At 44.5% G+C, this 18058-nt stretch carries 18 protein-coding genes and 1 other annotated feature; of the genes, 10 read left to right on the forward strand and 8 right to left on the reverse strand.

Annotated elements, in window-relative coordinates:
* The 3 genes from DSBG_RS19310 to DSBG_RS19315 all read right to left on the reverse strand — a co-directional run.
* Positions 1-1142: class I tRNA ligase family protein (locus DSBG_RS19310; protein ID WP_141694376.1), on the reverse strand; the 1142-nt coding region annotated here is incomplete at its 3' end.
* A 444-nt stretch (positions 1143-1586) separates the two neighbouring features.
* A complete protein-coding gene (locus DSBG_RS22640) occupies positions 1587-1880 on the reverse strand; it encodes a hypothetical protein (protein WP_141694377.1) in 294 nt (97 codons plus the stop codon).
* Between the two features lie 196 nt (positions 1881-2076).
* Positions 2077-2292, reverse strand: a binding site (T-box leader).
* 69 nt (positions 2293-2361) lie between these two features.
* Positions 2362-3738, reverse strand: a complete 1377-nt coding sequence (locus DSBG_RS19315; RefSeq protein WP_491005795.1) for an FMN-binding glutamate synthase family protein — start codon at positions 3736-3738, stop codon at positions 2362-2364.
* 323 nt (positions 3739-4061) lie between these two features.
* Here DSBG_RS19315 and DSBG_RS19320 point away from each other — a divergent pair, with 323 nt between their 5' ends.
* From DSBG_RS19320 to DSBG_RS19335, 4 genes are all read left to right on the forward strand, one after another.
* On the forward strand, positions 4062-4781 hold the full coding sequence (locus tag DSBG_RS19320; protein ID WP_068966314.1) for a response regulator transcription factor: 720 nt from the start codon (positions 4062-4064) through the stop codon (positions 4779-4781).
* Positions 4778-5830, forward strand: a complete 1053-nt coding sequence (locus DSBG_RS19325; RefSeq protein WP_068966316.1) for a sensor histidine kinase — start codon at positions 4778-4780, stop codon at positions 5828-5830. The genes DSBG_RS19320 and DSBG_RS19325 overlap by 4 nt, the downstream gene beginning before the upstream one ends.
* A gap of 125 nt (positions 5831-5955) precedes the next feature.
* On the forward strand, positions 5956-9063 hold the full coding sequence (locus DSBG_RS19330; RefSeq protein WP_068966318.1) for an efflux RND transporter permease subunit: 3108 nt from the start codon (positions 5956-5958) through the stop codon (positions 9061-9063).
* Positions 9050-10294: an efflux RND transporter periplasmic adaptor subunit gene (locus DSBG_RS19335; protein ID WP_068966320.1), complete on the forward strand. Its 1245-nt coding sequence runs from the start codon at positions 9050-9052 to the stop codon at positions 10292-10294. Before DSBG_RS19330 ends, DSBG_RS19335 begins: the two co-directional genes overlap by 14 nt.
* Positions 10295-10486: 192 nt before the next feature.
* Here the strand turns inward: DSBG_RS19335 and DSBG_RS19340 are convergent, their stop codons facing one another.
* Positions 10487-10900: a PIN domain-containing protein gene (locus tag DSBG_RS19340; RefSeq protein ID WP_068966322.1), complete on the reverse strand. Its 414-nt coding sequence runs from the start codon at positions 10898-10900 to the stop codon at positions 10487-10489.
* Positions 10884-11111, reverse strand: a complete 228-nt coding sequence (locus DSBG_RS19345; RefSeq protein ID WP_068966325.1) for a type II toxin-antitoxin system Phd/YefM family antitoxin — start codon at positions 11109-11111, stop codon at positions 10884-10886. The genes DSBG_RS19340 and DSBG_RS19345 overlap by 17 nt, the downstream gene beginning before the upstream one ends.
* Positions 11112-11285: 174 nt before the next feature.
* Between DSBG_RS19345 and DSBG_RS23290 the strand changes: the two genes are divergently transcribed.
* Positions 11286-11423 carry a hypothetical protein gene (locus DSBG_RS23290; protein WP_176716326.1) on the forward strand — a complete coding sequence of 46 codons (138 nt, stop codon included), beginning with the start codon at positions 11286-11288 and terminating at the stop codon, positions 11421-11423.
* Positions 11424-11757: 334 nt separating this feature from the next.
* On the opposite strand, the gene DSBG_RS19350 is transcribed toward DSBG_RS23290, so the two are convergent.
* Both DSBG_RS19350 and DSBG_RS24130 read right to left on the reverse strand, forming a co-directional pair.
* On the reverse strand, positions 11758-12288 hold the full coding sequence (locus DSBG_RS19350; RefSeq protein WP_068966327.1) for a nitroreductase family protein: 531 nt from the start codon (positions 12286-12288) through the stop codon (positions 11758-11760).
* Positions 12289-12366: 78 nt separating this feature from the next.
* The gene (locus DSBG_RS24130) at positions 12367-12498 is read right to left on the reverse strand and encodes a hypothetical protein (protein ID WP_282434237.1); all 132 of its coding nucleotides are present in this window, start codon (positions 12496-12498) and stop codon (positions 12367-12369) included.
* 61 nt (positions 12499-12559) lie between these two features.
* On the opposite strand from DSBG_RS24130, the gene dcuS reads away from it, so the two are divergent.
* Positions 12560-14167 carry a DcuS/MalK family sensor histidine kinase gene (gene dcuS, locus DSBG_RS19355; protein ID WP_068966329.1) on the forward strand — a complete coding sequence of 536 codons (1608 nt, stop codon included), beginning with the start codon at positions 12560-12562 and terminating at the stop codon, positions 14165-14167.
* Complete coding sequence (locus tag DSBG_RS19360) at positions 14164-14871, forward strand: response regulator (RefSeq protein WP_068966331.1); 708 nt, start codon at positions 14164-14166, stop codon at positions 14869-14871. Before dcuS ends, DSBG_RS19360 begins: the two co-directional genes overlap by 4 nt.
* A gap of 153 nt (positions 14872-15024) precedes the next feature.
* Here DSBG_RS19360 and DSBG_RS24370 read toward each other — a convergent pair whose 3' ends face one another.
* Entirely contained in the window at positions 15025-15261 is a 237-nt protein-coding gene (locus DSBG_RS24370) for an anion permease (RefSeq protein WP_207647262.1), read from the reverse strand.
* Positions 15262-15610: 349 nt separating this feature from the next.
* Here DSBG_RS24370 and DSBG_RS19370 point away from each other — a divergent pair, with 349 nt between their 5' ends.
* The 3 genes from DSBG_RS19370 to DSBG_RS19380 form a co-directional block, all read left to right on the forward strand.
* Positions 15611-16969 carry a 2-hydroxycarboxylate transporter family protein gene (locus tag DSBG_RS19370; protein ID WP_207647261.1) on the forward strand — a complete coding sequence of 453 codons (1359 nt, stop codon included), beginning with the start codon at positions 15611-15613 and terminating at the stop codon, positions 16967-16969.
* 9 nt (positions 16970-16978) lie between these two features.
* The gene (locus DSBG_RS19375; protein ID WP_068966335.1) at positions 16979-17368 is read left to right on the forward strand and encodes a hypothetical protein; all 390 of its coding nucleotides are present in this window, start codon (positions 16979-16981) and stop codon (positions 17366-17368) included.
* 82 nt (positions 17369-17450) lie between these two features.
* Positions 17451-18058, forward strand: a 608-nt coding sequence (locus DSBG_RS19380) for an NAD(P)-dependent malic enzyme (protein WP_141694378.1), incomplete at its 3' end; no start/stop codon positions are given.

Here is an 18058-nt window from a genome sequence, read left to right on the forward strand (position 1 = left end):
TCAATCGCAGGCTTGGCTAACGGCTCCATTTTCACGAACCATTGTTTACTAACCATCGGTTCAATAACACTGGAACAACGATAGCATTCCCCGACAGCGTGATCATGAGCATCGATTTTGACGAGGACCCCTGCCGTTTTTAAATCTTCCACAACTTGCTTACGAGCGTCGAAACGATCCAGGCCCTGATATTTACCTGCATTTTCATTCATCTTGGCTTCTTTATCTAAGACAACAACCTGGGGCAAATTATGGCGAAGCCCGATTTCAAAGTCGTTAGGATCATGCGCGGGCGTGATCTTTACGGCACCCGTCCCAAACTCTCGATCGACATACTCGTCGGCAATAATCGGAATCTCCCGCTCCACAAGGGGGAGGATCAACGTTTTCCCGATTAAATGGGTATACCGCTCATCGTCCGGATGAACCGCCACAGCCGTGTCCCCAAGCATTGTTTCCGGCCGCGTGGTCGCCACAATCAAGGCCTCGTCACTATCTTTGACCGGGTAGCTCAAATGATATAAATTCCCTTCCCTGTCCACGTGTTCCACTTCAATATCCGAAATCGTCGTGTGACATTTAGGGCACCAATTGATAATATAATTTCCCCTGTAAATCAAGCCTTTATTATAAAGATCGACGAACGCTTCCCGAACCGCTTGCGAACACCCTTCGTCCATCGTGAACCGCTCACGCTGCCAATCACAAGAAGCACCCAGCCGGCGTAACTGTTGCGTAATTCGTCCACCATACTGCCTTTTCCATTCCCAAACCCGTTCGACAAACTTCTCGCGCCCCAGTTGGTCACGACTCGTACCGTCTTTAGCTAACTGCTCTTCAACTTTAGCCTGGGTTGCAATCCCCGCATGATCCGTCCCCGGTAACCAGAGCGTATTAAATCCCCGCATCCGCTTATAACGCGTCAAAATATCTTGAATTGTGCTGTCCATAGCATGACCCAGGTGAAGCGCACCCGTAACATTCGGTGGCGGCATCACAATACTAAAGGGCGGTTTATCCTTGTTGACCTCAGCATGGAAAAACCCTTTTTCTTCCCAATATTGATACCACTTGGCCTCAACTAAGCCAGGTTCATAAGCCTTTGCCATTTCCAGTTTTTCTTGCTTTTCAATCTCTGCCATATTAATTTAACTCCTTTTATCTTAACTATGAAATAAGGTAAAACCGAATGTACAACCGGGGATGATTCTTGCATCCCACCAAGCGCCTTTGCGTCAATGACGCAAACAACGACAACATCTCTCGTCGTACCATCTCCCGTCGTACCATCTCCCGTCGACCCCCAAGCCCAGAGGAAGTTTCTCTGCTTAGAGAGCACTTTAGCGGAATTGCGTCAATGCGCGCAGGCGATTACGGGAGAGGGGACGGTTCTTTCTTGCATGTTTCTCCGAAACATTGTCCCCTCTTTACACATTTGCCCATTAAAGTAACTTCTCAATCATCCTAGTTTAGTCATCAGCCCACTAAGTTGCTTCAACGACAGATCTGCATTTGCCTATGTACATCGACCGCCCTTGCATCCCACCAAGCGCCTTTGCGTCAAAGACGCAAACAGCAATAGCGGATCAAACTAACTCAAGATGCAACCAAGAACCGTCCCCTCTCCCGCGTTGTATCTTAACTATGAAATAACATAAAACCGAATGTACAACTGGGCATGGTTCTTTCATCCCACCAAGCGCCTTTGCGTCAAAGACGCAAACAACGACAACATCTCCCGTCGTATCAGCTCTCGTCGTACCAACTCCCGTCGTACCAACTCCCGTCGTACCAACCCTCGTCGTACTAACTCCCGTCGTACCAACCCTCGTCGTACCAACTCCCGTCGACCCCCAAGCCCAGAGGAAGTTTCTCTGCAAAGAGAACGCTTTAGCGGAATTGCGTCAATGAGCGCAGACGATTTTGCGTTAAGAACCGCAACGGTTCACATGCAGATTGCCCAGAGGTTTTGCGGTTTAGCAAAATCGTCAAGAGAATAGCAATGCAGCGTGCGTGAACGTGCAGAGAAACTTCCTCCCCCCCCTACTCTGACTCAAAAAAAGCCTCTCATCCTGGGTAAAGGACGAAAAGCTTTCGTGGTACCACCTTTATTCTGAGGAACATTGTGTTTCCCAGCACTTGTCATTTGCTAACGGGTTTTCCGTCAGTGAGTACTTCATTCCCCACTGCCTCTCCTGTGCGACCTGAGCGCCTTGCCGAAAAGGCCTCCCAGCAATGGCCTTTCTCTCTGAACGGTTCACTGACGCTTTTCCTCACATTCTTCGAGTTTATTATGAATATTTTATTTAATACATTATACTCGCCAATATAAACATTGTCAAAATAAGGGGCATAAACGTTCTAATCCTGCCAAGAATAAGCGCGCTTTACACCCGTTACCTTTGCTGTCCATTCATCCAGAGCTACGAGGTCGTTGGGGCCCAGCTCGGACAAAGCCGTTTTCCCCAGAGCCCTCACCCCCTCTTCCATCTCCATGGTCATGGATTTTAGGACATTGGCCACGCTTTTACTCGCTAAATTAATGTCCAGCCGCGTCCTATAGGGGGAATTATAATAGACTAATTGGGTCAACGGTTCCCAAGGGAAAACTTTGTGTATTTGCTTATGAACCAGCGCAAACAGCGGCACCGTTCCCAGATAGATTGCATCCGCCCCCAGGGCTATGGCTTTTAAACATTCCCCGGGCGTAGCATATCCCCCAGCGACCACCAAACTCACGTCTTGACGAGCACCCTGCTCGTGCAAAAAACGTTCAGCGCGCACCAAGGCTAATAGACTGGGAATCCCTAAATCATCGCTAATCATTGGCGAGGCGCCGGAAGCCCCACCTTGGGCACCATCGAGGACAATGACATCGAAGTCAGCTTCTAAACATACAGCTAAGTCTCTTTCTAAGCCCCCTGTCGCCATAAGCTTAATGGCAATCGGTTTCCCGGCGGCTTCAGCACGCAAATCAGCAACATACTTTATCCAATCCCAGGGCGTATTGATTCCTGATATGACCGCCGCAGTCACGACCGATTCTACCGGTGATATACCCATTAGTTTCTGAGCCTTTCCCTTTACTGCCTTGGGTTCTACAGTGAAAGGACCCATCCTCGCCCCCTGACCCATCTGAACTTCGAGCATATCGGCAGCGGCAATCCCTTGCGGACTACGCCCCCAGCTGGTCCGACTGATTTGCCAGATAAACTTTCCTGCCTCATCTCGTTCCTCTTTCAAAAAAGGTCCCTCACCGGAGCACGTGGCGGTCCCCAGTTGTTGTGCTGCCCTAGCTAAGGCTCGCTTTGCTTCTTCACTGAGACCTACCCCGTAACCCATGCCGGAGATCATTAACGGAATTTCAATTTGCAGGGGCTTTTCTGCTTTCCTCCCTAGAGTTACCTTCATGTCGATCGGAATATTGCCCTCCTTAGGAAGCCGCGCCATTTGGCCAGGGACAAACATCAGAGTATCGTAATGGGGCAGCGGTTTTGGGGAACCTAGTGGCCGCTCTATAAGCTTTCCTTCTTCCGCCCGCAAACTGATTTCCAGGATATTTTGTACAGATGTACGACGCACCGCACCCCAGAGTTCCATAAGATTTTCATGGTATTTGTCTGCCAGTAGCCTTTCCATAACTAAGCCAAAGAGCCGTTGGACGATGGTTCGAAACAATCGTTTACCCACGAAAAATAGAATGCCAAGCAGTGTGACTCCAGCTATAAGCGTCCCCAAGGCCGAGAAAGCAACAACGAGCAGGGCCGTCTTTAGCAACAAGGTCAATCCCCCATCTTAGTTTATGTAATATTATCTTCTCAATCTTAATGGACATAGTCTATGCTGCTTGGCTAATAATATACAAAGATAGCCTGCTATCACTCCTTTGTCTACGTTAAGGGCGCAGGGAAACACTGACGTGACGTCTTTTAGAATTGTTTAGGCGAGCTTTGGCAAGGTACTGCCTGGATAAGTCTTATTATTCTTTATAGTTTTTTCATTTTTACTTCATATATTTTTGATATGCTAAGCAGAAAAGCAAATAAAAGCGGGTGAAAATAATGGAGAAAACGATTTTAGTTGTCGATGATGATCGAGATATTGTAAAACTGATTATGAAAAGTTTAAGACTTGAACAATTTGAGGTCATTGCAGCTTATTCCGGCCAAGAGGCTTTGTCGGCACTTCAAGAAAATCCTATAGATTTTATTGTTCTGGATATTATGATGCCCGAAATGGACGGGCTGGAAGTCTGCAGGAACATCAGAAACAAGTACAATATTCCCATTTTGTTCTTAAGCGCACGCGACAGAGACATTGACAAGATTATTGGCTTGGAAATTGGTGCGGACGACTATATGACCAAACCGTTTAGTATTCAGGAACTTACTTCACGAATTAAGGCTCATTTCAGAAAGGTTGACCGTTTGTACAAGGAATGGCAGGAACTTGAGCAGGACAGCAACCCCCCTACCTACACTTTCACTTCTGTCTCGCAGCTGGTTTTAAATCAAAAGACCTTTGAGGCTTTTTTGGACAATCACAAGATTGATTTGTCGACGAAAGAATTTCAGATCCTCTCCTTTCTCATGCATCATCCCAATAACGTCTTAACTCGAGAACAAATCTACGAAAATGTGTGGGCAGGCGAATACGGAGAAATCAATACCGTCACTGTACATATCAAAAATATCCGCAAAAAGCTCGGCAGCCAATATGACTTTATTAAAACGATCTGGGGTATCGGCTACAAATATACCGAAGGGAAAGAAGGCGTATGAAGTTAAAAATTAAGCTGCCTCTTCTGTTTCTGCTGGTTTTTGTCCTGATAATTTTTCCTGGCACTCTATTTATAAAAACTTTAATAACCACTGCAACTCCCAAATCGCTAAGAATCTTCCCATCCCTGCTCCATTTTGAAGTGATCTTTTATCTGCTTTTTTTAACGGGTCTCGTGTTTGTCATTTTGGCAATCTATTTGCATTTCACCATAACCAAACCGCTTCAACTGCTTAATACGCGGCTCAACGGTGTCAATATAAGACGGCCGATATCCTCCCTAAGCTCAAGAAGGAAGGATGAGATCGGAGAACTCTACAATCATTTTAATGATATGGAAGACAGACTTCATCGGGCGCATAAGGAACAGATCGGTATGATTGCAGCCATGGCTCATGACTTAAAAACTCCCCTGACAACCATCAACGGCTTTGTGGAACTGCTGGCGATGCAGAAAAATCTTTCCGAGAGGGAAAAGCAGGAGTTTTATGAGCTCATTCTCAAGAAAACAAAGCATATTGCGGAACTTATCAACGCTTTCTCTTCGTTTACCAAGGATGAACTTGAACTGGAAGCTATCAATATGAAATCCTATGAAGCACGAAAACTATTTGAAAATATTGCTGCCGAATACGAAATCGAATTATCCGGGTTCAATTTTGAACTGGATTGGAATCATACCTTCACCGCAAACCAACACATCCTGATTAACGAACACATGATCCGCCGCGTTTTCGGGAATCTCTTCAGCAATGCCGTAAGATATGTCGATAAGAGAGATTTGAAGGTCTATATGAGTGGCTACGTGCAGGGAAACAATGCTTATTTCCTGGTGGAGGATAACGGCTTGGGGGTACTGGATAAGGAACTGCCACTGCTGTTTCTTAAGTTCTTCACCGTCGACAAATCCAGGCAGAATAAAAGCGGTGGTATGGGACTGGGCTTAGCCAGCTGTAAATCGATTATTGAGCATCATGGCGGTGGGATCGATGCCTTTCACTCCAGTTATGGGGGATTGGGAATCCGGTTCTACCTGCCGCTTATGAAGTGACCTTATTGGTCACTTCATTTTTCTTCACATTTGCTTCACATTTAATTATTTTCTTTTTAGCAGGGTTTTACCTTTACTCAGTATACTTATGTCCATCAAAACGAATGGAAGAGGTACCTTAAATCATGAGTATTACTGACTTATCGGTAAAAAGGCCTTCGGCAGTCTTCGTCTTACTAGCTTTATGTATTGGTCTGGGGATCATCGGTTACACGAGTCTGGGGGCAGACTTATATCCATCGGTTAATATCCCGGTTATCACCATCACAACTAGTTATAACGGAGCCGGTGCGGAGGAGATTGAAAAAGACGTTGTCAAGCCAGTTGAAGATGCCGTTTCGGGGATCAGCGGAATTGATACCCTAAAGTCAACTGCCAAAGAGGGCCTTGGGCAAACCGTTATATCCTTCACCATGGAAACGAATATGAATTCGGCCTTTTTAGATGTGCAAAAGGCCGTCGATGCGGCTGCAGGCAAACTGCCCGCCGATGCCGATTCTCCGATTTTATCCAAGATCGATATGAATGCCCAATCCGTGATGACTCTGGGTATTACGGGGACAGCCCCCTACGATCAACTGCAAAATGAAGCGGATAAAATCAAACAGGATCTGGAGAAAATACCGGGCATTGGTCAAGTCAGCCTGCAAGGAGCCAATGATAAACAGCTTTCCATTCAATTGGATAAAACGGCTATGGATTATTACGGAATCAATGTCAATACTCTGCTGACCAGGCTGAAGACAGAAAATAGTAATATGCCCGCTGGTCGGATTAGTCAGGCAACAAGCGACCAAGCGGTCAAACTGGTTGGCGAGTTTAAAGACATCAATGAGATCAACAATTTATTGATTCCCACTTCCGGTGGGGGGAACGTGCGGCTGGCGGATATCGCCGATATTCAACTGCAATATCCTGACAATGAACAACTATTAATGTTAAATGGCAAAAATGCGATTGGCATCAGTATTCAAAAGCAGAGTGATGCCAATGTCGTGGAATCTGTGAATAACGTCAAAAAAGAATTGATTGACATCCAGAAACAGCTGCCCACCGGAGTGAACGTAATCGTCACCACCGATAGCACTACGTTTATTAATGATTCTCTGAAGGACGTGCAAACCAGCCTTCTCGAAGGTATCATTACGACGGCTCTCGTGCTTTTTCTGTTCTTGCGCAGCTGGCGGTCGTCCCTCGTTGTCCTGGTTGCTATTCCAACCTCTTTGATTGCTACGTTCTTTATGATGTATGAGTTTAAATTCACCTTAAATATGATGACCCTAATGGCCTTATCCCTCAGTATAGGTATTCTGGTGGATGACTCCATCGTGGTTCTCGAAAATATTCAAAGGCACCTGGGAATGGGGAAAAACCCGAAACTGGCGGCAATTGAGGGGCGCAGCGAAATTGGCATGGCGGCAATTGCCATCACGCTCTGTGACGTTGTGATCTTTATTCCCGTAGCCTTTATGTCGGGCATGATCGGGCAGTTCTTTAAGGAATTTGGCCTCACGGTTGCTGCGGCTTCCCTATTCTCTCTGCTCGTTTCATTTACGGTGACACCGATGTTATCCTCCCTATTTTTGAAAAAGAAGCCCCCTGAAGAAGCTCCAGATTTACAACTTGAAACTAAAAAACCGGGGAGATTCTCACATCTCTTTGACCGTGTTACTGAAATCTATACCAACTTATTAACCTGGTCGCTAGACAACCGCTGGAAAATTGTTAGTCTCATCATGGTCGGCTGTATTCTGGCTATATCCTTACTCCCTTTAGGTTTTATCAAAACTGAGTTTACGCCCCAAAGTGATCAAAGCCAGATAACCATCGATTTAAATCTTACACCAGGTTCGAGTTTAAACCAGACTGAAGAAAAAGTATCTCTGGTTGAAAAGCATCTGCAGTCCATGGGTGAAGTGAAGGATTACCTGACCACCATTGGAAACAACTCTGATAAGTCCTCCGCCAATATCATCGTCAAGCTTGTGGATAAAAGTAAACGGACCGAAAGTCAGAGTGTCATTGCGACAGAAATGCGCCAATGGGGGAACACCCTGCCCGGTGTCCAGTTCAATGTATCTGAAGCACAGTCTGCTGGGGGAAATGGCAAACCTGTCCAGCTAACTATTAGTGGACAGGAACCCGTTGTTTTGAAAGAGTTATCCTCCAAAGTGGAGGATATCGTCAAAGCCACCCCGGGTACAGCGGATGTCACGAATTCAGAGCGGACTACGGAGAGTGAGATCCAAGTCACCATCGACAGGCTTGCCGCCGTCCAATATGGAGTGAATGCATCAGATATTGCCACCGTACTCCGGACAGGCCTGCAAGGATCGAAGGCCGGTATCTACCGGCAGAACGGCGATGAATATGACATTGTCGTGCAGTATAGGGATAACCAGATCAAAACCCCCAATGATTTGGGAGCCATTAAGGTTCAAAGCTCAGCAGGACAGCAGATTGCCCTGAATCAGGTCGCTTCCATCGGATATGCGGACAGTCCGCTGAAGATATCCAGAGAGAATCGAGAAGATATTGTATCCATCTCGGCAAATTTGCAGAACAGTACGCTGGGCGATGTGCATGCGAGCATTCAAAGCAAACTCGATACCCTTAAACTGCCCGCTGGCTATACGATAAGCTTTGCAGGCACTCAAAAGAATATGACTGATAGCTTCAGCGCCCTGATCAAAGCCTTGGCGGCATCGATTATTTTGGTCTATGTCATTCTTGTCATTTTATATGAATCCTTTTTAACTCCTTTTATTCGGATGCTCTCGTTGCCCTGCGCAATTATCGGGGCCTTTGGATTGCTAGCCTTAACCGGCCAATCTTTGAATATCATGTCGATGATTGGCTTAATACTGCTCGACGGGTTGGCATCGAAGAACGGAACTCTGTTGATTGATTATACCCATACCTTAATGAAACGCGGGGTACCTCTGAGAGAGGCCTTGATCGAATCCGGAACCACTCGGTTAAGACCCATCTTGATGACCTCAGCAACCATGATTGTCGGCATGCTGCCCTCAGCGCTATCAACCGGGGCAGGGAGTGAAATGCGCAGCGGAATGGCCATCATCATTATTGGCGGCATGATCACTTCTACGGTATTTTCTCCTATTCTTCTGCCCGTGGTTTATACAATGATGGAGGATTTAAAGCAGCGTCTTGCCCAAAAAAAGAAGCCAATTCAAGTTGTCGGGGAGGTAACAAATTATGAAGCACATTAAAGCAATAAGCATAGGGACAGCGCTGATAATTTCTGGTCTAATATTCACTTCGTTATCCTTAGGCTTGGGAAATAAAGAAGCTCCAGCAGTTAATCAACAACTTAAAAATGTCAAAGCCGTGGCAGCGACTGTGTCCTCCATAACAACCGACGTTGAATATGCCAGTAAGTTACAACCGGTTCATGCTGTGAATGTTTCCTCTAAAACCGTCGGCAAAGTCGCGACGGTTAAGGTTGAGGCCGGTGAAAAAGTAGAAAAAGGTCAGGTCCTATTTACCTTGGAATCTGGCGACTTACAGGCTCAGCTTCAGCAGCAGCAAGCCAACCTCGCTGCAAGCCAGGCTAATCTTGAGAAAACCGAAGGCTCTGCTTATGATCAGCAACTGATTCAAGCCGAGCAAACTTTGCAAAACAAACAGCTAGCTTATGATGATGCCAAGAAAAACTATGATCTAAATAAGCAACTATATGATAGCGGGGCCATCTCGAAACTAGCTTTAGATGATTTTCAAAAACAATATCAAAGTGCCGAAGTTGATTTAAAAGCAGCCGCGGATAATCTGAACCTGCTAAAGAATAAGTCCGAACCGGAATCGATCAGCGTGGCCTCGGCCCAAGTAGATCAGGCAGCCGCCGGTGTCGATTATGCCGCTGAGCAGGTCAAAAATGCTGTCATCACCTCTCCCATTTCAGGCATAGTATCTGTCAGGAATGTGGATGAAGGGGAAATCATCTCCAGTTCCACCGCGGCATTTACGATCATTGATACCGATACGATGGTCGCCGAGATCAGTGTACCCGATAAAATGGTAGCTAAGATCAAAAAAGGCCAAATCGTGCCTGTGAAAATGAATGCGTTGGATAACCAGACAGTAGAGGGTACCGTTGACTATATAAGCCCTGACGCAGATAGCAAGTCCCAAGCTTATACGATCAAGATTCTGATTAAAACGACGGATCAATTAAAATCAGGCATGTTCGCAAGGGTTATTTTACCTGAAGCAAAAAAGGATAATATATTGACTGTGCCCAATGAAGCAATCAAAATCGAAAATAGCACGTCGGTTGTTTATATTGTCGCCCAGGGTGCTGTAAAAAAAGTCCCCGTAACCACCGGATTATCCAACGCTAAGTTAACTGAAATTACAAGTGGCCTAAAAGCAGGCGATCAGGTCATCACGGAGGGACAAATCTTTCTTAATGAGGGTGAGAAGGTTAATATTGTGAAATGATTAAGAATAATCCTATTCGAGACAGTCACCATTTCGCAGATTTTTAAGAAGGAAAATAACCACGACTTGTGTAATCAAATCGTGGTTATTTTTTATAACGTTTCGTATTGGCAACGCGTTCCAACTACTTTCATCTTGCTATACATTAGGAATACACGTTTAAAACATAGTTATCGCCCCATCCTAATGTTATTAAAGATAATTAGTAATGAAGTCATCGGGTGTAATTGCTGTAACTGGTGACCCAGCGAAGTCTTTTATATTACGAGTAATGATTAACTCAAGTCTCCTACGTTTGGCACAGGTTGACAACAAAGCATCTTCATAATCATCCATTGACAGACTGAGTGCTTTTTCACAGTCACTTCTTGTAACATCAATAACTTTAAATATGTTGAAAATTGTTGTAAGTATCTGCTTTGCTTGATTGGTATCGTGAAAATATCTTTTAAGGAAATAGTAAATATCGGTTACAGAGCTTGCAGTTATGGATGCATTTAACTTATCTTCCGCAACAAACCTAAAAATCTTTTCGGCAGAGATATTATGAGGAGTACGGTTCATCAATGCATCAAGCATGACATTTGTATCAATCAGGACGTTCATATTTCTTTAACCTTTCTTCTCTTGCCTGTTCTAGAGTCATATCATTGGGAATAATACCAAACAATGATTCCACCATTTTTACCTTATCTTCTTTTAAAGTAGAGAGTTTTGCAATACCCTTTCCATTCTTCGTGATGATAATTTCCTCCTCATTAACGAGTGTTAAATACTTCCCAATGTTTGTTTTAAATTCAGTCGCGGTAATAAGCATTCGAACCACCCCTTGTCCAAAATATTAGATGATTCAATTATATCATAATCGCACGATCAATCAAGCGTAAATCGTTCGATTATGTGTGGCGGGCTATATTAACCAGTTAAATAATTAGGTTTGTTCTACCAAATCATGGTAATTAAATACATCCTTTGTTTAGGAGTGATTATTATGAAGGCAATTAAAATTCAAATTAAAGATGTCCTAGAAGCAGTTAATTCAGGTTCACCATATATCGAAATTGGTAACCGGAAGTTTTTATTATTCGAAGTTGAACAATATCCTGATACTGATGTGTTTATGAGGTGACTGATACCGAAGAAGAACAATCGTTATTAGAAGCTTTAGAGGGAGATAACCCAACCCTTTCTGATTTAGAAATAGACAAAATTTTGGGGTTTGCTAAAGAAGCATGAGAATACATTGGAGAAGATCGGCAGTTGATTCACTTATATCCCTGGATAAATGGAGAAGAGAAAGCGTGCTATTTTTGTGCTAAAAACTTGTTAATTATGATGTTAGAAAGACGCTAAAAATATGCGATTTACCCTGCGATTTTACGTTTTCCACTCCAAAACTGAACCCCTTAACCTAAATGGTCAAGGGGTTCCTTTTAAATTTAAAAAACATAATTATTTTCACTTTAAGCTTGACCCCATTTTTCATGGAAAACAATCTCTGCCATCGTTTTACGAGGGCGTGGCCTCCGCTCCTCTGCCGCATAACCCAAAGGTGTCATAGCCAAAATACGAACATTAGCTGGAACATTTAAAGCTTCCCGGGCTTTCTCCTCAGTGAATAGACCCTGCCAACACGTCCCTAAACCTTGTTCAGTCGCTGCCAACAACAAGTGCTCCATTGCGAGCCCTGCATCAAGCATCATATAATCCTTGCCTTCCCATACTTCTGATTCAGTCGGCACAGCACAGAGCACAATGACAATCGGCGCTCCCATCAAAGCCTTACGCCCAGGATTGCTCTCCCCCATGCTCTCAGCCAAAGCCTGCCGACCATTCGAATCTTCAACTACAATGAAGCGCCAACACTGCAGATTTTTCCAAGACGGCGCCAACCTGGCAGCTTCCAAGACATACTCCAATTTTTCACGTTCAACCGGCTTATCGAGATAACTGCGCAAACTCCGACGGGCCTGTACCACTTCCAGAAAGTTCATCTCAATCTCTCCTTTTTTCTCTTTTTAGCTTTTTTCTTTATATTATCTTCTATCCTTAAAATTATTCTATAAGATAGTTCATTCTCCTGCTTTCGGGGAGAATTGACGTCCTAAACAATCCCCGCTTACTTCCTCAAAGACAGGAGCTTGCACGGTTAGTTTGCTCTGCGTCGTAAGACCGAGCGCTGTGTCGCGCAAGCCCCTTGACATTTTGGCCCGCTTTGCTTATTCTTGGCAGGTAATTCACTTGAAAGTGTTGGGGGGGGAAAACATGCGGACGAGTAAACCCTTTTTTAATTTGCAGACCATCATGACTTTGCTTGTTTGCGGTGTAGTGGCTCTATCTTTATTGGTAACTGACGTACTAATTAGTCAGAAAGTTGCCGATAACACACAGAAAAACCTAGCTGATAAAGCGACGAACATTGCCCGCATTGTTGCCCACACGCCTCTTGTAATTGAAGCTCTTAATGGTCAAAGAGCCGATTCGGAAATTCAGCCCTTTGCGAATGAAATACGACAGATTTCCGCCGTCCAGTTTGTTGTTGTCATGGATATGAAGGGGATAAGAAAGTCTCATCCGGATATCAGCAAAGTTGGGCAGCCCTTTGTAGGGGGGGACGAGGGCGCAGCCCTAAAGGGTCACGAATACGTTTCCAATGCCAAAGGAACGCTGGGCATGTCCTTACGTGCGTTTACCCCTATTGTTACTCCCGCCGGTAAACAAGTTGGGGCCGTAGCCGTTGGGATCTTGCTTAATAATGTAAATCAGGCTGTCGCCCAGAGTCGACTAATTATTTTTATCAGTGTTGGCTTCGGATTACTGGTAGGAGTTATTGGTGCCTTATTCTTAGCTCGAAAAATTAAAAACATTATGTTTGGTTTAGAACCGAACGAAATCGCCAAAATGCTCGAAGAACGCAGTGCTATGTTAGAATCTGTAAGGGAGGGTATCTTGGCGATCGACAATGATTCCCGCATTACACTTGCGAATGCTGCTGCCTTGCGGCTATTTAATAAAGCTGGCATTCTGGGCGACCCGGTTGGAAAAAGAGTAACGGACTATGTACCCAACACACGTATGCAGCTTGTGCTGGAAACCGGGAACGCGGAATTAGATCAGGAACTAAATCTGTTTGGAATAACGCTCGTAACAAACGTTATTCCGCTCTTTGTCAACGGCAAAAGTGTTGGGGCGATTGCCACGTTTCGAGATAAAACCGAAATAAAACAAATGGCTGAAGAATTAACCGGTGTGCTCCTCTACGCTGAGGCCTTGCGCGCACAAGCCCACGAATTTATGAATAAATTACAGGTTATTCTCGGTATGGTCCATATGAAATATTATGACCAACTATCCACGTACATCAGTCGAATTGCTCATCAGCAACAAAATGAAATCGGTTTTATCTCAAGACATATTAAAGATCCAGTATTGGCAGGCTTTATATTGGGGAAAATGAGTTATGCCCGAGAGGTTGGGGCAGAGTTAGTCCTGTTCGAGGAATGCTTTTTACCTGAACCGGCAAACCCAGAAATGATTCACGATATAGTTACCGTGTTTGGAAATTTAGTCGATAATGCGCTGGATGCGGTCGTTGATTGCCCACTTAAACGGATTGACGTAAACTTTTCTTATGAAAACGGTGTTATAATCCTTGAAGTAAGCGATACTGGACCTGGTATTAACAATGAGCTCAAACGCCAGATCTTTACTAAAGGCTATTCTACCAAGGGACCTAACAGGGGCTTAGGACTGTACTTAGTGAAACGTAGCCTGGAGAGACTTAATGGGAGTATCGAGATCGTTTCAGAAGAAGGTCAAGGAACTCAGTTCAAGGTGTCTTTACCTTATAAGAGCAAGGATGAGATGGAATGATTAAGGTCTTAATCGTAGAAGACGATCCTATGGTCGCTGAATTTAATCGGCGTTATCTTGAGCAAGTCGAGGGCTTTGAGTTAATCGCAATCGCCCCTTCGGTTGATGACGCCTTACAGATTTTAGATCGTCAAGCAGTCAACTTGATCTTACTGGATATCTTCATGCCCGGTATGAACGGATTTGATTTATTGACTCAGGTCCGAAAGCAAGGCCAAGGGGTCGATGTTATTGTGGTGTCCGCTGCTTGTGATAGTCAAAGTATCAAGAAAGCTTTACGCTTTGGAGCCGTTGATTATTTAATTAAACCTTTTGAATTTGAACGTTTCAAAACGGCTTTATCCGCTTACCGAGAATGGGTAAGCATGACGAAGGATCAAGAAAAACTAAGTCAAGCAGAATTAGATCTACGACTTCTTCATCCGAACCCTGTTTCTATGCCAAGTGAATTGCCGAAAGGTCTGACTCGCAACACCCTGAAGACTGTCTGGGAAAACATCCAAGAAATGAAAGAACACTCGTTTTCGACTGAAGAAATGGCTAGCCGTGTTGGCGTTTCACGGGTGTCGATGCGCAAATACCTAAGTTTTCTTACGGATATTGGAGTCATAGGTATGGAGGTTATTTATGGTTCAGTTGGCCGACCGGTCTATCAACATCGCTGCCTAAAGCCTGATAGTGATTTAATGAAAACTTATTTGTGAACCGAATAAAGAAATTTTCATTTATTAGTGGTGCCACACATTGGAGACATTTTAATGAGGAATAAAATACTCTAACTTCTACAGTACAAAATGGACAGCGATGCTGTCCATTTTAGTCGGGCTACAGGGACACTCGGCCATCCTGCAAGAAGGCTAATACTTGCGAAGACAGTGTCTTCGGGCCAGCGGAAGCACGATGATGTATCCTAGTTTCAATGTGCTGTTACCAAATGCACGAATGAGCGTATACTCAATCCTGAGACCCGAGCCGGTTTTGACAAAACCAATAGCGAATATGAAGGCGGAAACTATAAGCCAAATCGTACTATTTGCGAAACCAGCTAAAGCCTCTGGAATGTGAACATTTGCACTATTGTTCCGTGGCTCTATATTAGCACTTCGTAAGCATTGATACTATCTTTCTTTAATTGCAAAAAAATTAATGAAGTTTAATAACAATAATCCGTATATTCTTATAACTAAATAATATTTCATTTGTGGCAATTTGTTTTTTACAAGTTTAGCCCTAGTTTTTCCCTAATGGTAAAGTGTTTAATAACCTCGACCGGAAATTACCCCCTTTGCTAACTATCTATTAATCCTGAAAAATTAAAAAATCGGCCATTCGGCCGATTTTCACTTTCTTTAGTTACAAAACAGTTAACATAATTAAATAAACTGTGCAAATTGTTTGAAAAAACTTAATATGGAGAAGCAAATAAATTCAGGAGGTGCTTCTATGAGTCTGGCCAGGAATACGGAAGTCTCAAATCCCATTTTAAAGTCGTCTGAAAATAAGGAAATCCTACCTTCCGGTTTCGTCTCCAAGTTCGCGAACACAAAAGTCGGAGTTATTCCCTTACCTCTCTATCTAATCTTGGCAGCGATCATTTATGCCGCATCTGCTTACAGCAAACTTCCTGCGGATATGCTTGGCGGTTTTGCGGTCATCATCATTATGGGGGTCCTTCTCGGGGATATCGGGCTTAAGGTTCCAATTTTAAAAGACATTGGCGGTCCTGCTATTTTGGCTATTATGATACCGTCCACTATGGTCTTTTACAATTTAATCAATCCTTCGGCTTTAAAAGCAATAACAGCTGTCATGAAAACATCCAATTTTCTCTATTTATATATCTCTGTTTTGGTCGTAGGTAGTATCCTGGGCATGAATCGAAAAGTTCTCGTCCAAGGTTTTCTGCGCATGTTTGTTCCTCTCATTGTTGGGACGGTTGGTGCTATTTCGACTGGGTTGCTCGTCGGTTCTTTGTTTGGTTACACCATCCACCGCACATTTTTCTATATTATTATCCCGATTGTCGGTGGAGGTATTGGTGAAGGGATACTTCCACTCTCGATCGGCTATTCCACTATTTTGAAAATACCTCAAGAAGCTTTAGTGGGCCAACTTATTCCAGCGGCTGTTATCGGTAATATCGTCGCGATTGTATGTGCCGGATTATTAAAGCGTTTAGGAGAAAAGAAACCGGAACTTACCGGAAACGGAGTACTCGTTAAATCTGGCGATGACTCAGAACTATTAAATGCCAAAGGCATTGATAAACCGGTTGACTTTCCCCTTATGGGAGCAGGACTTCTCCTAGCCTGTACTTTTTTCGTCTTCGGTAACTTCGCAAGCCCATTTATCGGAATTCCGGGTGCAATTATTATGATTTTCACAGCGACTATCGTCAAGTATTTCAACATTATGCCTGCAAAAATGGAACAAGGTTCATTTCATTTGTACAAGTTTGTTTCTTCGAGCCTCACTTGGCCTTTAATGGTCGGTTTGGGTGTACTGTATACCCCTTTGAAAGACGTCGTTGCCACCGTGACTCCTGGATACCTCGTGGTCTGTGCCTCAGTGGTTATTGCCATGATCTCTTCCGGATATTTCATCGGTCGCTTCATGAACATGTATCCTATTGAATCCGCTATCGTCACAGGGTGTCACAGCGGTCTGGGCGGAACAGGAGACGTCGCTATTCTTTCTGCTTCAAATCGGATGGAATTGATGCCTTTTGCTCAAATCTCCACTCGAATTGGCGGGGCCTCGATGATTGTAATTGCCACAATATTAATGAAGCTCTGGCATTAGAGGACTTGTGTGACACAGCGCTCGGTGCCTACGACGCAGAGCAAACTAACCGTTCAAGCTCCTGCTATGGGGAGCGGGGTTCCCCCCAAAAGCGCCATCCTTGGCGCATTGGCGGCAGCGCACGTCCTTGTGCGCTGCCCCGTGTCTGGGGTCGGTCGCTTTAACGGAAGTTTGCTATTCTGCTTACGTAGAGACGTCGCGCTCGTGTCACACTGCGTCCTGCGCTTGGGTCCTGGGAACGGACGGGAGAAGTGGGAGAAGCGGGAGAAGGGACGGTTCTTGAGTCGCATGCTTGACTTGAATTGTGAGACAGCACATTTCATGTGCGCCGTCTGGCTCGGGCCGAGGGGACTTGTGTGCAAGCTGGGGACGGTTCTTGTTCTTAGCCTTGCATACTAGAAGAAGAACTTCTAAAATGCGAATTGTTGCTTATCGATGCAATTTAAGGCATACCAAATAAGAAATTAGGAGGGTCTTAACCATGAGCAGTATTCAGGAACGAGCCTTAAAACTCCATAAAGAACTGGTGGGGAAAATCGAAGTCGTTTGTAAAGCAGAACTGAATTCTGCTGACGATCTAGGGCTGCTTTATACTCCAGGGGTGGCTGAACCTTGTAAAGTAATCGCTGAAAACCCGGACGCAGCCTTTGACTATACTGGACGGGGCAATATGGTTGCTGTGGTATCTGACGGTACAGCCGTGTTAGGGTTGGGTGATATTGGTCCCCTGGCAGCCTTACCTGTTATGGAAGGAAAATGTGTCTTATTTAAGAAGTTTGGGGGAGTCAATGCGTTTCCCATCTGTTTAAATACTAAGAACGTTGAGGAAATAATTCAGGTTGTTAAGGCTTTGGAACCCAGTTTTGGCGGAATAAATCTAGAGGACATTTCTGCCCCACGCTGTTTTGAGATTGAAGCACGGCTGAAAAAGGAGACCAACATTCCAATCTTCCATGATGACCAGCATGGTACGGCCATTGTTGTTTTAGCGGCACTCCTTAACGCCTTAAGGGTTGTTAATAAGAAAATCGATACGATTAAATTGGTGCTCAACGGAGCAGGCTCCGCAGGTATAGCCATTACGAAATT

This window comes from Desulfosporosinus cupriresistens (assembly GCF_001707885.1).
GTDB lineage: Bacteria > Bacillota > Desulfitobacteriia > Desulfitobacteriales > Desulfitobacteriaceae > Desulfosporosinus.

Coding starts and splice junctions, on each gene's coding strand:
- DSBG_RS19320 (WP_068966314.1), top strand. CDS start 4,062: ATGGAGAAAACGATTTTAGTTGTCGATGATGATCGAGATATTGTAAAA.
- DSBG_RS19345 (WP_068966325.1), bottom strand. CDS start 11,111: ATGCTTATTACCGCGACTGAATTTAAAACAAACATTGGGAAGTATTTA.
- DSBG_RS24130 (WP_282434237.1), bottom strand. CDS start 12,498: ATGTCAAGGGGCTTGCGCGACACAGCGCTCGGTCTTACGACGCAGAGC.
- DSBG_RS19350 (WP_068966327.1), bottom strand. CDS start 12,288: ATGAACTTTCTGGAAGTGGTACAGGCCCGTCGGAGTTTGCGCAGTTAT.
- DSBG_RS19360 (WP_068966331.1), top strand. CDS start 14,164: ATGATTAAGGTCTTAATCGTAGAAGACGATCCTATGGTCGCTGAATTT.
- dcuS (WP_068966329.1), top strand. CDS start 12,560: ATGCGGACGAGTAAACCCTTTTTTAATTTGCAGACCATCATGACTTTG.
- DSBG_RS19340 (WP_068966322.1), bottom strand. CDS start 10,900: ATGAACGTCCTGATTGATACAAATGTCATGCTTGATGCATTGATGAAC.
- DSBG_RS23290 (WP_176716326.1), top strand. CDS start 11,286: ATGAAGGCAATTAAAATTCAAATTAAAGATGTCCTAGAAGCAGTTAAT.
- DSBG_RS19370 (WP_207647261.1), top strand. CDS start 15,611: ATGAGTCTGGCCAGGAATACGGAAGTCTCAAATCCCATTTTAAAGTCG.
- DSBG_RS19325 (WP_068966316.1), top strand. CDS start 4,778: ATGAAGTTAAAAATTAAGCTGCCTCTTCTGTTTCTGCTGGTTTTTGTC.
- DSBG_RS19330 (WP_068966318.1), top strand. CDS start 5,956: ATGAGTATTACTGACTTATCGGTAAAAAGGCCTTCGGCAGTCTTCGTC.
- DSBG_RS19335 (WP_068966320.1), top strand. CDS start 9,050: ATGAAGCACATTAAAGCAATAAGCATAGGGACAGCGCTGATAATTTCT.